Consider the following 13,900-nt stretch of genomic DNA (forward strand, 5'->3'; position numbering starts at 1 on the left):
AAGCAATATTTTAGATCGTGCTACCCTAAGCTCCAAGAGGCAGCCTCCCGGCTATCCCAAGCCAAGTCGAACGAACGCTTCCGGGGGCGCTTCGTTCTCAATCATCAGCCGCTTCATCAACTCTGACATCGTCGCTTCCAGCTCGGCGTCCTGAACCGAAGTATTCTGCCCAGGGTCATTGAGAAGGTCATAAAGGCGCGTTTCCTTCTCCAGCAGCGCACCCGGCCCATAGTTGGCGTACATAGGCGAACGGTTGGTAACGGGGACTTTGAGAAGAGGAACGTTTTTCGTCCAGCCGAACGGTTGAGCAAGCGTGCTCGCCCTGAGCTCTTCTGGCGTGAAGGGCTGGGTGATATGCGTCGGCATGAGTGTGTATTGGTATATTTCCTGGGTTTCCAAGTCGGTCGGAAAGCGGTGGTAGGTGTGCCGACCGTCGGTCACGTTAACCGCACCGCCGAAATAGCCGAAGATTAAAGCCTCCCTGTTCTGATCGAGTAGCAAGGACCGACCTTCGGTCTCGGGCGGAGCTTTTACGCCGTAGAGGTCGAGGAATGTTGGTCCAACGTCGATAGACTGCGTCAGACGAGAGATGCGCTTTTGGCCAGGACTACGTGGATCATGGATGAACAACGGGATGTGGACGATCTCCTCGTACATGTTCATCCGGTTCTTAGCCCAGAAGTCATGTTCACCAAGCAGGAAACCATGATCGGTCGTGACGACGAGAGCTGTGTCCTTCCAAAGGTCATGCTCATCGAAGTAATCGAGCAGCTGACCCAAGAGGAAGTCGCACAGCGATACTATGGCGTAGTAGTTGGCACGCAGCTCGTCCGCTTCTTCCGGCAATTCCTCGACACGTCCGTATCGCGGCCAATCGCGGATCGGTCCGTTCCACGATGTTTTGAACGGCTCCTTGAAGCGCTCCGGCGCAAAGAATGGTTCGTGGGGATCAAATGTCTCGATCTGCAGGAGCCAGTCATCTGCCTGCCTGTTCAGATCTAGAAATTCGAGACCCTTGGCGAAACATTGAACGGAGGGAAAATCCTCTTCGTTTTTGATGAACTCCCGGTTGATCATGTATGGATTATATTTGCTGATCGGCCCGGTAGCCGTCTGCGCGTGATGGTACTTTTCGCGCAGCCGCTCCCAGTGCGGTTGGACCATTGCCTTCCACGGGTCGCTTTCCTGACCACGAACGAAGTCGAACGTGTTGTATCGGTTGTGATAGGTCGCCCCGCCGTCCTCCCAATAGTGGTAGTGGTCGGTGATCAGGTGCGAGTGAACGCCTTTGCTCTTCAGTAGCTCTGGAAACGCGTTGTCGAACGGCTCCAATGGGCCCCAACTACGGTGCAAGAAGGTCAAGCGCCCCGTCAAAAGATCTCGTCGTGCTGGCATGCACGGAAGCGAGCCAACGTAGTGCTTGTCGTAGACAGCAGACTTGGCTGCCAGCCGGTCGAAATTAGGGGTGGGAATGCGATTTCCGCCGTAGGCCCCAAGCATATGCCGGTTCAGAGAGTCAAAGAGCACGAAGACCGTCTTCATTGGATTTCCTCTTGCGTTGCGAAGAATCTCGCTGCCACTATTTGACCGCGCCCATTGTCAGGCCGCGCACAATGAACCGTTGGCCGATGAACATCATCAGCAGTGCTGGTATCGTCGATAGGATCGACGCCGCCGCCATCTGGCCGTACTGGACCTCGTATTGTTGGGCGAACCGCGAAATCGCGACAGGAACGGTCGCTGTATGACGGCTCGTTAGGGTCAGGGCGACCGAGAACTCGTTCCAGGAAAATACGAAAGCCAATACGCCCGCTGCGATCAATCCGGGAATGGCCAGCGGCAGCGCGATCCGCAGGAAATTGGTCTGCCTGCGACAGCCGTCCATCACGGCGGCCTCTTCGATCTCGGATGGAATTTCACGAAAGTAGGCCATCATCATCCAGATCGTCATAGGGAGGTTGAGAGCGATGTGGGTGAGAACCACGGCCGTCAACGTTCCGGAAAGATCAATCTGGCGAAAGCTAAGGTACCAGGGCCCGACCAACGTCAGCGGCGGGATCATGTTGAAGATCAATGTCCAGCCCAAGAAAACGCGTGAGATGATCGCTCTCGATTTAAAGTGAACCAGCGAGTAAGCCGCGAGCGTTCCGACCACGAGCACTCCTGCGGTCGACAAGATCGCGACGATGACGCTATTCCAAACGTTCTCCGGGAAGTCCGAGCGCCTTGAGTACAGCACGTCCGCGTAATTGAAGGCTGTCGGGGTGAAGATCCAAGAGCCCTGAAGAATGTCGATTTCGTATTTCAAGGACTGCAGAAGCACCCAAAGGAACGGCGCAAGGATCACGAATACCCCAGCCGCCAGGAGGGCCGAACCAATCCACTTGCCTGGGCCTCTAAGATCAAGCATCAAGGCGCCCTCATAAAACGGCTTGCTCGATGGCCCACCCAGATAAATGCGATGGTGGCGCCTATGACGGCAAGCGACAGCATGGAGCCGTACCCAAGCTCGTTCTGCTGAAAATAGACCTTGTAGAGGTGAAGGCTCACCACCTCCGTCGAAGTTCCGGGCCCGCCCGATGTAAGCAAAAAGATCTGATCGAAGACCTTGAACGCGAGGATTGCTCGGAAGAACAGTGCGACGATGATAGTCGGCCAAATCAAAGGAATGATGATCCGGAAGATGATGGATCTGTTCTTTGCGCCATCGATGCGGGCCGCCTCGATCACATCGTTGGGGACGGCTTCGACGGCTGCGAACAGAATTAGGAACACGAAGGGTGTCCAGTGCCAGACGTCGACGATGACCACCGATAGAAGCGCGAGCGATGTCGAACCAAGCCAGTTTACCGGCTGAAATCCGACAGCAGTGATGGCTTGGTTGAGAACGCCAAAGTCCAGGCTGTACATGAGCTTCCACATGGAGCCGATGGCCACCGGCGGCATCAAGATCGGAATGATCAGCACAGTTCGGACAATGCCCTTCAGCTTTCCGATGGATGACACGAGTATCGCTAGCCCAAGGCCGAAGCAGACCTCAATCAGCACGCTGATCACAGCGAATATGAGCGTGTTTTTCAGAGCGACGCGAAAGATGTCATCGGACAAAAACTCTCTGAAGTTCTCAACGGGCGTGAACTTCCAAACTTCGCTCGCACGCTCGAAAGTGATGGTCGAGAATGCCATCGCGATCATCTCGATAACTGGGTAAATCGTGAGCAGAACAAGCACCGCGCAAGCCGGAGCAAGCGCGAGCCAGTGAAAATTCCGATCAACGAACTCCGCGAGCGGTCGCGGCTGATGCTTGCTCTTGTTCATGACAAAGGCGCCCGCAGCCGTTCCTATTACGAAACGGCTGCTCTCCAACGATTATTCGGCGAGCGGTGGGAGCGAACCGGTTTTCCGGCCGCCCTTCGTGAAGATCGCCTCAATATCCTTTGCCGCTTGGTTGAGGGCTGCAGCCGACGAAAGCTCGCCGATCAATGCCTGGTTCAAACGCAGACCGAACGCCTGGTTCACGGCTGGGCCCTCCGAGTAGCCAAGCAACTGCTTCCCGTACTTGATCTCTTCCTGATAAGCTGGCATCCAGCGAAACTTCGGCTGGTCCTTCAGATCGGACGAGAAAACGTCCTCGCGAACAGGGATGCCGCCACCTTCGGCATAGGCATACTGTGCCTTGTAGGTCAGGAACCACTTCGAGAAGGCAATCGCGCCCTTCTTCCCTTCGTCGGAGGCGTTCTTCGGCACAGCCAACACCCAGTTACCGATGGCGACACCCGGCTGAGCATCGGCCTTGGCTCGGGGCAACACAGCGGCATTGACCTTGCCAACGACTGCCGACTTCTGCGGGTCATCGAAATTCGGGAATGCCGCAACGACCGCATGCGCTTGTTGCCCCTTACCCGTCTGGACCAGCTGAATCAGGTCTCCCTGCCCCAGCGATGCGTAGTTCTGCGGACCGCACGACTTCGAAATCTCGATGAACTTATCGAGTGCTTCCTTCACCTGGGGACTGTTGACCGTCACGGTGAAGTCGCCGTTTTCCGCGTCGTTCTCGATGGATCCGCCGTAGGACAGCAGATAAGCCATGAAATCGTAGTAGATGGAGTCGCCCTTTTCACCGCGCTGCAAGTAGCCATAGCTCTGTGGCGGGTCCTGGAGCACCTTACAGTTCGCAAGGACGTCGTCAAAAGTGACTGGAACCTTGAGGCCTTTTTCCTGGAAGGCATCAGCGCGGTAGTAGAAAAGCTGCACGTTTCCGTTAGGCGAGTAGCCCATAAGCTTACCGGTTGCACAGGTCCGGAACTTTTTGGCGTCGTCCCAGCAACCGCTATCACCGAAGGCGTAGACCTCCTTTGGCACCCGGAATTCAGGATCGATCTCATTTAGAGGCTCGAAGAAGCCGCCCTGGTAGAACTCAACGGTCGAGTTGCCGTTGACATTCACGAGGTCGTAGGGACTGGTGTCGCCGCTGCGAACTGCGGAGCGGGCTTTCTCGAGCATCCCGTCAAAGGGGGTGACTTCAAGGTCGACCTTGTTACCGGTCTGCTCTTCGTAGAGAGCTACGACATTCTCGAAGCCCTTATACCAAGGTGACGCGTTGATCAGGATGGTGATCGGCTCTTGCTGCCCGACATCCAGAAAACTGTCCTCCGCCGCAGCTTGCGTGGCGCAGATTGCCGCGACGCTGGTGGCCAACAGCATTGCAATAGTCCTGAACTTCATCGCTTCCTCCTTGGATTTTCATTATCGAAGAGTAAGCCGACAAAATCAGTCGTGTTAAAGAAAGGCTTTTCTATACGTGGGCCGTTGCGAAGAACGACCGACGCTGATTTGCAGCGGCACGAATGCTATCTTGCGATCTCGATAACCGGGAGGAATACCGTGGACAGAACGCTGCTCGCTTTCTTGGTCGTGGCGGACGAAGGAAATCTGACTTCGGCTGCGAGTAGGGTTGGACTGACGCAACCAGCACTCACAAAACTGATCCGGCGGCTTGAGCGCGACTACGATGCTATTCTCTTCGAACGAACGCCGCGTGGGATGACATTAACGCGAGCCGGAGCCAAACTGAGGGATCGGGCCCGTAGGATCGAAGTTCACTATCGCCAATCTCGTGAAGAGATCCGCTCAATGATAACCGGCACCCTACCGTACTTTTCTATCGAAGCCGGGGCCGCCTACCACATGGAGATCGCACCTGATCTAACGCGCATTCTCAGCGCCGAGTTTCCCGAGACAACAGTGCGGCTCGACTTCAACAATGCGGATTTGACGTTGCCACGACTGGTGTCCGGCGACATCGACCTCATGCTGGGTGCAATCCAGGACCGGCCTCCGGAAGGGATCGAGACCGCTGAAATGTTCAGGGTCGAGATTGTGCCTTACTGCCGGAAATCAGACCGGCTGGCGGATCTGGAAACGGTCGACGCGAGTGACATCAGTGGTCGGCGGTGGATTACCAGGCGGGACGAAGCTATCGTCGCCCGAATGGCTAGCTATTTCAGTGATCGGTGCCTGCCCGCGCCTGATGTCGCTATCGAGGTCGAAGCGCTCGCCGCTGGTTTCAGGATCGTCGCCCAGTCCGACAAGCTGACTCTGGCGCCGCTGTCGTTGACGAATGTTGCGGCAGAGTTCGGGCTTGTGCCTTTGCGTCTCTCGCCGCCGATCTGGCGTTTCGGGTCAGGAGCATGGTTTCGGGCATCGTCGCGAGAATATCCGATCATGAGGCGAGCTTTGGACCTTGTGCCCCAGCTTGTAAGCGAGACGATGGCTATTCCTGCGAGTTATGGACCTGTGGCCACGAAGTCATTTCCTCTCGCTCGTTGAAACGCCTACGTTCCCGCAGAATTTTGAATTGCGAGGTTTCTCGGATGCGTAAGCCTAACGTTATTGTCTTCTTCACGGACCAGCAGCGCCACGACACCACCGGCGTCCATGGCAATCCGATGGGGCTGACGCCAAATTTTGACCGCTTGGCCGCTTCCGGCACCCATCTCTACAACTCTTTCACGAGCCAACCGCTCTGCGGTCCCGCTCGTTCCTCGATGCAGACCGGCCAGTTTGCAACCCAGACAGGCGTTTTTCGCAACGGCATCCCGTTGGCCGATGATGCTGAGACGATTGCGAAGGTATTCGCCAACAACGGCTATAAGACCGGCTACATCGGCAAGTGGCACCTTGGCGGCTCGGATCCCGTTCCCAAGCAGGAGCGTGGTGGCTATCAGAGCTGGCTTGCAGCCAATCTCCTGGAATTCACGTCAGACGCCTACGACACTGTTGTCTATGACGTCGATGACCAAAGGAAAAAGCTTCCAGGGTACCGGGTCGACGCCCTGACCGATGCTGCGATCCGCTACTGCGATGACCACCAGAATGATCCGTTTTTCCTCTTCGTCTCGTTCTTGGAACCTCATCACCAGAACCATACTGACGCATATCCGGCGCCCGACGGCTACCGTGAGATGATGGACGCCAAGACATGGACACCGCCGGATCTTGCGACCCTGAAGGGCACCAGCACTTGGCATCTCGGCGGCTATTACGGGATGGTAAAGCGCCTCGATGAAGCGTTCGGCAGGCTTGTCGATGCTTTGAAGAGTCTGGATCTCCTGGACGACACCATCGTCATGTTCACGTCAGACCACGCTTGCCACTTCAAGACTCGCAATAGCGAGTACAAGCGGTCGTGTCACGAGAGCGCGGTCCGGGTGCCAAGCATGATCATAGGGCCCGGTTTCACCGCTGGTGGCCAGGTGCGTGCTCTATTCTCGACGATTGACGTTGCTCCGACGCTTATCGATGCGGCTGGCCTTCAGGTGCCGGGAGTGATGACCGGGAAATCGATCCTGCCTGTTATCCGCGACCACCGAGCACAATGGCGGGACGATATCTTCTTCCAGATTTCCGAAACGGAGACAGGCCGGGCACTTCGAACTCATCGCTGGAAGTACGGCGTGACCGCGGCATACGATAAGGACGAGGCACGCGCCGACGTTTACAAGGAAGCGTATCTCTACGATCTGGACAATGATCCCTACGAGATGGTCAATCTCGTCGGCCTGACGTCCTTCCGAGAGGTTTCAGATGACCTCAAGGCAAGATTGCTTCGTTGGATCGCTGAAGTCGAAGAGGGCCATCAACCCGAGATCCAAGATGCCAAGCCGCGCTTTCCCCGGCAATATCGGCTGAACGCCAGCGACCTCATCGATGCGGTGGATAGAGAAAGAGACGTCGATCCGCTGGAATAATCTGGCGAGGCCCGCCTATCGTTACAAGCCATCTCACGTCCGTCCGATGTGCTATCTGCCTAGTCGACCCGTCCGCCCTTCGTCAAAAAATCGCGGCCCTTTTGGGAAACGGATTCCGGCGAGATCTTGACTGAAAACACTTCGTTTCCGAGCATAACACGCATATGTCCGGCAGCGCGGAGCTTTTCAAGGAAATCAGAGACTTCCTTGTTCTTCGCGTCAATGACCATGATTTCCTTGGACGACATACGCTCCATTGATTCCGAATTTCCGTGCTATTTCCTTAGCACGGAAAACCCGCCGTGTAATGGTGGTCCGCCCGGCCCACGTACTGCGAAGAATAGATCAGTCGGCATCTCCGCCGGTTTTCGGGAAAAGCTGAAGGACATTAGAACCGTTGGAATGGGCGACGGCGCCTGATTTTTGCCGGTGGGACTGTCGCTCGCCCGCTCGCTGGATTGCGGTCGCCAGACCTTCGCGCTGGCGATAATAATCTGGCTTGGCAGGCAGCGTCAGATCAAACTGCTGAAGCATCCGCTCAATAATATCCATCGCTTCTGCTGCAAGACCCGCATAGCCCTCCTGGCGACGTTCAAAGAAACCGTCGTACCCGGGCGAGGAGAGGTCAAGACTGTCCAACGCATAATTCAGGTTCTTCACCCGGTTGGACAGCCAAAGGATCTCGTCAGACATTTCGGCGCCAAGAACAGACCAGTCAGCGTCCCTTGGGAGAACCAGCATGGGATCAGGGACGTGAAATGCAAATTCCCCCTCGTCCATCGGATTGAATTCTGGAACGTCGTGCACGGCGGCGAAGGCCGCTCCGACAAAGTCATCCAGCGCCAGCACCGTCGACATTGCCAAATTTCTAGCCTCGCCCTTTGCTCTGCGGTTGAAGCCCTTCCTCGACATTTGAAACACAGTCGGGATCAGGGAGCCAGCCGCTAAGCTGCCAGCGCCAATCAACGCCCCAATAGCCATGATCCCCTGGGTGGTTTCGAAGAACTGCGTCAATGTTCACCTCGTCAATGAGAGAGTAGCGTCAAGAAGCACGCGTAGACGGAATCAGCACTTACGGTTCAAGTTTGCCTTGAAGTGCGGAAATTTCAAATCGCATTTCATTGGGGCATCCCGAGAACTTGCCTGCCGCAGCGAACCCTTATTGAGCGCCGCCAACTCACCAACGTGGAAAGTTGCCAGCACAATTGTGATGTCATCTCAAGTGAGATCGGGCGATCCGCCTTTCAAGGACGTCTAGATAAAACGAGGCGGGCACCGTCGAGTATTGACATCACGACTTTGAGTAACGATCTCGAGTGGGTGATCGGAGGCTCAAATGTTGTATGTCTTTGTTGCTCTATGTGCTCTCGCCTGTTCTTTTTTGGTCGGACGCTATTTCGCGGCAAAGACGCGACTTGTCGAGCAGACCATTGACGACACCATAACTCGCAGGTTGGCCGCTTCACCGGTGATGCTCGAGTTGGGTCGAATAACGGAGGAGAATGGGGTTCTCCGTAATCTTCTTATTGACATCGTAGAAAACGAGGCATCGCTCTCGAAATCCGCACAGATGACCGAGGAAGAACGCGTTCGTGCCACGAACGCGCGAACAGCGCGGCGCCGTGAGCTGTTCGGAGAAGCCCTTCTTGCTCTAAAAAGGCCTGGCGTCATCTCCTCGTCCGACAACCTGAAAATCATAACCGGAGGCGTTTCGAAAGAAATCTAGCGACTCGCGCGGCGAGCCTGCGCCGTCGCGCTTCAACAAAAGTGCGACGGTTCAAAGCCGTGATCCGCCTCAGGGCGATTTAGATTCTGTTTTATCCGGAGCGCATTTCATTAGCTTTCGAGTGTTGGCTTTGCCCAACAGCAGATCCGAAATATCTCCGTCCCACTGCGACATACGAAGCTCGTCGCCCTCCGGTTCGATCAGGTAGTGCTGTATCCAGTTCTCGCCTTCGCCCGAGCAGAACGCCATCGCCACGACTGCATTGCCGAAGCTTGCCGCCGACGCGATTTCGCATCCCATCTCATATCCGCTGAATGAGACGGCCTTTTCCTTGATGCTGAACGTCGTCGGCTGCAGCTTGCAGGAACCTTCAACATCGCCGGGTTCGCCGAATGGCTGTGCAGTCAACTTGCCGAACATGGACAAGCTTTCCTCGTCAATATGAGGCGAAAGGTCATATCCCCATTTGCCCAGTTTGTCTGAAAGAGCTTCCGCGAACGACTTATAAGTCTTTGCCGGTCTGCATTGCGGGCTTTCACATACGCGGTAGAAATCGTCAATCGACGACAAAAGGGCGTCCGGAACCATACCCTTGGCGGCGTCGTACGAACCAATGAGGCTCCCAGTCGCAACTAGCCCGGCGGCTACACCGACCGTCACGTCGTCTTCCGATCCGTTCATCCGGTTCAATCGACGAACAAAGTCGGCCCGCAGCAAGGGTTGAAACTGGCTCTTCCGTGTGACATCGACGGGCTTTCCATCCTCCATCCGGAAGATCTGCATTGGTGGATTGGAATCCGAATAGCCGCTGAAAGCGTACAGAAACCTTTGGTCAACACTGACCAACTCGTACGTGCCGTCGCTATCGAGGTCCTCGACGCTCAGTCCTTCTCCGTCGAAATCGCCAATCGGAACTGAGTTGACTGATTTACCTTCTGAGATCGCGGCCACAGCCGACGTGCAGCAGTGCGCCCCGCCTGTAAACGATGAGAAAAGAAGACCCGGCTCGGTACCCTGAAGCGGCGCCACGACAATCGTGCCGAAGCCCCCTTCGGTCGTCTCAAGCTTCAACGTGGTCTCGAAGCCCTTATCTCTCGAGACCCGGAGGTATGCGGAGTAAGTGTCATCAAGGTTTTTTTGGCCATCAAGTTTCGCGGTCCATCCTTCGCCTGAGAAGGTCTTTCCGTAGTCGTCCTTCGACCAGGTGAAAGGCTGACGGAAAGGCAACTCCTGGGGCTTCGGCGGAGCAAATTTCCCAGCATCCTTCATTTGGATGCAGTTCGACAACATACCAATTGTCTGGCTCGAGCCGGACAGCGAATATGGTCCGATTGTCGTCCCCTTCGCCTGAATTCGCATGCGGTTTGACGAGCGCAGGGCAGCTAGAAACTTGTCGCTTGGATTGCTGACGACAAGTCCAATGGCGTCTGTCTTGCGCCAGCCGTCCATACTACCCGTCCAGCGTCCTCCGTCCGTGAAGATGATAACGTCGTATGATTTTGCATCTTGGATCCACGGCAAATCGGCCGTCGGAAAGATCAGGCGCATGTTGCTGGCGTCCGACCGAACAAGGAAGAATCCCTGCGATGTCTGAGGAACCGCTATACATGAACCTTGTTCTTTGTCGTACGAGACCTGCCAACCCTTGTTCGAAAAAACGTTGACGTAGCGATCGTCCGCAGCCCGGGCCCCAACTGAAAGTGCGGAAAGCACGGAAGCAGCAAGCGCCAAGCGCACTGAGATATTAAACACGTTACCCCCAAAGGAATCATTTCCGTCCAAGTGTTGTACTGTTCGATATCAAATGCCAAGTATTAACCGAGTCTATACTCCACATGCGGCGTTGATCGGGCGTGCGCGAGGCCCGCTATGCTTTCGCCGGATACGACTCCTACCGAGATTGCTGCGAGCGACAGCCGGAGTTCGCCCCCACTTCGCGCCCCCAAAATTTAGCGGGTATGGTTAACCGCTCATTAAGTACGCGCTTGTCACGCTCGCTGTAGAGGAACGCGACATGACAACAGCATTCTTGCTCGATACGTGCGTGATCAGTGAAACGTCCTTGGCCCGGCCGCGGGATAGCGTCATCTCCTTTCTGGAGCTGGCAGACAACTACTTCATGCCTGCTGGCGCCTTGATGGAGATCCAGATGGGCATCACCATGGTATGCGCTACCAACCCAGTCAAAGCCGTCAAGCTCAGTAAATGGTATCACGATCTGGTGCGGGCGGGCATACCGATCGTGGAAACTGATCGCGAGATATCGGAGACCTGGGGCGTTCTGGCGGCTGATCCCCGGCTATATAAGTTTTCGCCAAACGGCGGGGGCAAACGGGCTAGAGGCGGCCAGGACCTTCACATCGCGGCGGCCTCGCTTGTACGACGGCTGCCGATCGCGACAATGAACGTCAACGACTTCATGGTGATAAACGAATGCTATCCCCTGCCAGGAGTCTACGATCCGTTGGCCGAAAGGTGGCACGCTCGCATGGAACCGTTGGCTGAACGGTATCCGCATCAGCCAACGACAACTGACGCTCACGAGGACGAAAGCGTTCACAAGGCAGTTATCAGGTAAGGTCTCGCTGCGGTCGGACGTGCCGTTGAATGAGCTTGGCCTTGGAAGTTGAGATTTCGCTCTGGGCCGGGCCGCTTAAATTAGAAACCGCAGCTCGCTACAATTTTATTCATTCCCTTATCGGGACAGCAAAGCCTAGATTGCTATCGATCACTCCAACAACCGGAGAGATCAAATGGCAGTGCCCCCGAGAGTATTTGCGCCGCACGTTCAAGAGCAGATAAAGGACGCTCGCAACGCAGTCATCGAGCACCGGAAGCAGCGCACCGCAGCCCTGCTAAAGATTATCGAGGACGACCTGCCGAAGTTCGCTGATGAAGGTAGAGAGGCGATGGCCAGGCTTCTCGAAAATGACGGCGTCCATCGCCGCCATGTACGCGGATACCTAGATATCCCTCGATTACTCGTTGCCTATCGCAAAGCAATGAACGTCAGCCGATTTGATATTGAGACCGCTGTGGCTCTTGTCGGCCTCGGCGAGGCCGCCCGCCGCGAGGTGATGCGTTTCGTTGAGCGTAGCCAACCGACTGACAGTGTCGAAGTTCGTCGGATCGGCAACAGATGGCGTGAACGCTGCAAAAGTGATGACGAATCAACTTATCACGATGTGATGGGTTTGCTCGCCAGAAGGCGCATTCGCGCTCTTCGGAAAGAGGGCATGACGTTCAGCAGGGTCGTGCCTAAGCTGCATGATCTAATGATCGGGTACGATGATAAATCAGAGGAACAACAGGAAGTCATTCGACCCAAAATCATCGAAATGGCAATCGAACTACGCGAACGCTTCCAAAAAGAGTATGGTACCCAATCGGTTCCGGTTGAAGACTGGGGCAAAATTGAAAACCGTGCTGAACGGGCGCTGGCCGAATGCGACTATGCCTTAAAGGTCTTGGCAAACGGGGAATTCCTTAGAGAGCTGCCAAGCATCGTTCCAGATCGCGATTTTCCAATGCCGCTCTTTTCAATTGGCAAGTACCTGCGTAGCTGGCACGCCATCGATTCAATCGGCTTTCTTTCCCGCAGAGCTAAGACTTCCTCCACGCGATACGCGAAACGACCGCTGGAACGGCTATCGTCCGTCGATATCTGCGGTGGTATCGGTAGCGGCGCACTCGCACTGAAGTCCGCCGGTTTTTATCCCAACATGTTGTTAGACGGCGACAAGAAAAACGTGGACAGCTTTCTTGCGAACCGTAGGGGCTGGCGTGCTCTAAAGGTCGACATCGACCGGAAAAAGAGGGCGGCGGTGGCAATGAGGCACGTCACGAAGTCCCTCCGGGGCAAAGAGCTTGATCTGATGATCGGGGCTCTACCCAAGAAACAGTGGCGGGCAAAGGGCCCAGGGTTAAATTACGAAGGCGAACTTCATTCCGCGGCCATGAAGATGGTTGGCGCCTTAAAGCCGCGAGCGTTCTTCTTCGAGCACAACCCGGACATGGCTAGTGAAAAGCACGCAGAATTCTACATTCCAATGATGACGTTCTTCGCCGAACAAGGATACCACACGACGGTGTTCGAACTGTATCATCCTGAGTTCGGCATTCCACAGGATCGGACAAGTAGTTTCCTCGTCGGGATCAAAAGAGAGTTTGCAGACCAGTTGCGGCATCCGATTATCCGTGACCCGGTTTTTCCAACAGTCGCACAGCTTATCGAAAATGTAGCCTTTCCGTTTCGTACCGTCGAAAGCTACGAAGAAATAAAAGGTGAATCCAGCCCAGAGACTCATTACAATAACTGGTCGTCCGCGTGGCTACGCACTCATGGGCAACGCTTGGCGGGTAATCTAAGCGGGGCGTGGACAAAAAGGAACTGGCAGCACTGGGAGAAATTCGGATTTGACCTCTTCCAAGGCGACGAGCCGATAGAACGCGGAGACCAGCCTCATCATAACTTAATCCCGCTGACGCCCGTCATTATAAAGGCCTTGCAGGGACTCCCGCCAAACTGGAATGTGCGTGCTGCTGACCTTCGCGACGAAATTTCCATGCTTTGCCTCGCCACGCCGCCCGTTATCACGGCTGCCGTCGCACGAAGTGTGCACGCCGCATTGACGGGAGATGAAGTCGACCTCAACGCTGAAGGGGCCTTGGCTATCAACAATTCCCCATTTCTTCACCATCCATTCAACGTTGACGACATGGGCAACGCCAAAGGACAGCTCGCATCTCTATGGCGGACGGGCGTTTTGAGAATGCGCGGAGAACTGCCGACGGCCATGGCAGATGATGACCCTGATCTCTCTAAGCCGCCCGAAGACCTTCATCTCGGTCAGGGTAAGATCAGGATGAAGAAGCGTCCGTCTTAGGCGTTCAGATACCGAAGTCGCGCCTTTCAACGATCTCT

Annotated in this window: 11 protein-coding genes; 5 read left to right on the forward strand and 6 right to left on the reverse strand. The window is 55.5% G+C overall.

Annotated features, from left to right (window positions below; all coding sequences use genetic code 11):
- Positions 1-51 precede the first annotated feature (51 nt).
- From QTL95_RS17030 to QTL95_RS17045, 4 genes are read right to left on the reverse strand one after another with little or no spacing between them, the layout of a single operon-like run.
- Positions 52-1,542 carry a sulfatase gene (locus QTL95_RS17030; RefSeq protein WP_289721116.1) on the reverse strand — a complete coding sequence of 497 codons (1,491 nt, stop codon included), beginning with the start codon at positions 1,540-1,542 and terminating at the stop codon, positions 52-54.
- A 37-nt stretch (positions 1,543-1,579) separates the two neighbouring features.
- On the reverse strand, positions 1,580-2,410 hold the full coding sequence (locus QTL95_RS17035) for a carbohydrate ABC transporter permease (RefSeq protein ID WP_289721117.1): 831 nt from the start codon (positions 2,408-2,410) through the stop codon (positions 1,580-1,582).
- Positions 2,410-3,318, reverse strand: coding sequence for a carbohydrate ABC transporter permease (locus QTL95_RS17040; RefSeq protein WP_289721118.1), 909 nt, complete (start codon positions 3,316-3,318; stop codon positions 2,410-2,412). The genes QTL95_RS17035 and QTL95_RS17040 overlap by 1 nt, the downstream gene beginning before the upstream one ends.
- A 51-nt stretch (positions 3,319-3,369) precedes the next feature.
- Complete coding sequence (locus QTL95_RS17045) at positions 3,370-4,725, reverse strand: ABC transporter substrate-binding protein (RefSeq protein WP_289721119.1); 1,356 nt, start codon at positions 4,723-4,725, stop codon at positions 3,370-3,372.
- A 159-nt stretch (positions 4,726-4,884) separates the two neighbouring features.
- Here QTL95_RS17045 and QTL95_RS17050 point away from each other — a divergent pair, with 159 nt between their 5' ends.
- Both QTL95_RS17050 and QTL95_RS17055 read left to right on the forward strand, forming a co-directional pair.
- Positions 4,885-5,829, forward strand: coding sequence for a LysR family transcriptional regulator (locus QTL95_RS17050; protein WP_289721120.1), 945 nt, complete (start codon positions 4,885-4,887; stop codon positions 5,827-5,829).
- A gap of 44 nt (positions 5,830-5,873) precedes the next feature.
- The gene (locus QTL95_RS17055) at positions 5,874-7,250 is read left to right on the forward strand and encodes a sulfatase-like hydrolase/transferase (RefSeq protein ID WP_289721506.1); all 1,377 of its coding nucleotides are present in this window, start codon (positions 5,874-5,876) and stop codon (positions 7,248-7,250) included.
- A gap of 345 nt (positions 7,251-7,595) precedes the next feature.
- Here the strand turns inward: QTL95_RS17055 and QTL95_RS17060 are convergent, their stop codons facing one another.
- Positions 7,596-8,264, reverse strand: coding sequence for a hypothetical protein (locus QTL95_RS17060; protein ID WP_289721121.1), 669 nt, complete (start codon positions 8,262-8,264; stop codon positions 7,596-7,598).
- A 322-nt stretch (positions 8,265-8,586) separates the two neighbouring features.
- Between QTL95_RS17060 and QTL95_RS17065 the strand changes: the two genes are divergently transcribed.
- Entirely contained in the window at positions 8,587-8,976 is a 390-nt protein-coding gene (locus tag QTL95_RS17065; protein ID WP_289721122.1) for a hypothetical protein, read from the forward strand.
- A 69-nt stretch (positions 8,977-9,045) separates the two neighbouring features.
- On the opposite strand, the gene QTL95_RS17070 is transcribed toward QTL95_RS17065, so the two are convergent.
- A complete protein-coding gene (locus QTL95_RS17070; protein WP_289721123.1) occupies positions 9,046-10,728 on the reverse strand; it encodes a hypothetical protein in 1,683 nt (560 codons plus the stop codon).
- Between the two features lie 262 nt (positions 10,729-10,990).
- Here QTL95_RS17070 and QTL95_RS17075 point away from each other — a divergent pair, with 262 nt between their 5' ends.
- Together QTL95_RS17075 and QTL95_RS17080 are read left to right on the forward strand one after the other, a co-directional pair.
- Positions 10,991-11,554 carry a type II toxin-antitoxin system VapC family toxin gene (locus QTL95_RS17075; RefSeq protein ID WP_289721124.1) on the forward strand — a complete coding sequence of 188 codons (564 nt, stop codon included), beginning with the start codon at positions 10,991-10,993 and terminating at the stop codon, positions 11,552-11,554.
- Between the two features lie 175 nt (positions 11,555-11,729).
- Positions 11,730-13,862, forward strand: a complete 2,133-nt coding sequence (locus tag QTL95_RS17080; RefSeq protein WP_289721125.1) for a DNA cytosine methyltransferase — start codon at positions 11,730-11,732, stop codon at positions 13,860-13,862.
- The last annotated feature ends 38 nt before the right edge of the window (positions 13,863-13,900 follow it).

This window comes from Rhizobium sp. S152 (assembly GCF_030380735.1).
Classification (GTDB): Bacteria; Pseudomonadota; Alphaproteobacteria; order Rhizobiales; family Rhizobiaceae; genus Rhizobium.

What these genes read in the sequence shown, in the direction of transcription:
- QTL95_RS17030 (WP_289721116.1), bottom strand. Translation starts at nt 1,542, where the DNA reads ATGAAGACGGTCTTCGTGCTCTTTGACTCTCTGAACCGGCATATGCTT.
- QTL95_RS17035 (WP_289721117.1), bottom strand. Translation starts at nt 2,410, where the DNA reads ATGCTTGATCTTAGAGGCCCAGGCAAGTGGATTGGTTCGGCCCTCCTG.
- QTL95_RS17040 (WP_289721118.1), bottom strand. Translation starts at nt 3,318, where the DNA reads ATGAACAAGAGCAAGCATCAGCCGCGACCGCTCGCGGAGTTCGTTGAT.
- QTL95_RS17045 (WP_289721119.1), bottom strand. Translation starts at nt 4,725, where the DNA reads ATGAAGTTCAGGACTATTGCAATGCTGTTGGCCACCAGCGTCGCGGCA.
- QTL95_RS17055 (WP_289721506.1), top strand. Translation starts at nt 5,874, where the DNA reads ATGCGTAAGCCTAACGTTATTGTCTTCTTCACGGACCAGCAGCGCCAC.
- QTL95_RS17065 (WP_289721122.1), top strand. Translation starts at nt 8,587, where the DNA reads ATGTTGTATGTCTTTGTTGCTCTATGTGCTCTCGCCTGTTCTTTTTTG.
- QTL95_RS17075 (WP_289721124.1), top strand. Translation starts at nt 10,991, where the DNA reads ATGACAACAGCATTCTTGCTCGATACGTGCGTGATCAGTGAAACGTCC.
- QTL95_RS17080 (WP_289721125.1), top strand. Translation starts at nt 11,730, where the DNA reads ATGGCAGTGCCCCCGAGAGTATTTGCGCCGCACGTTCAAGAGCAGATA.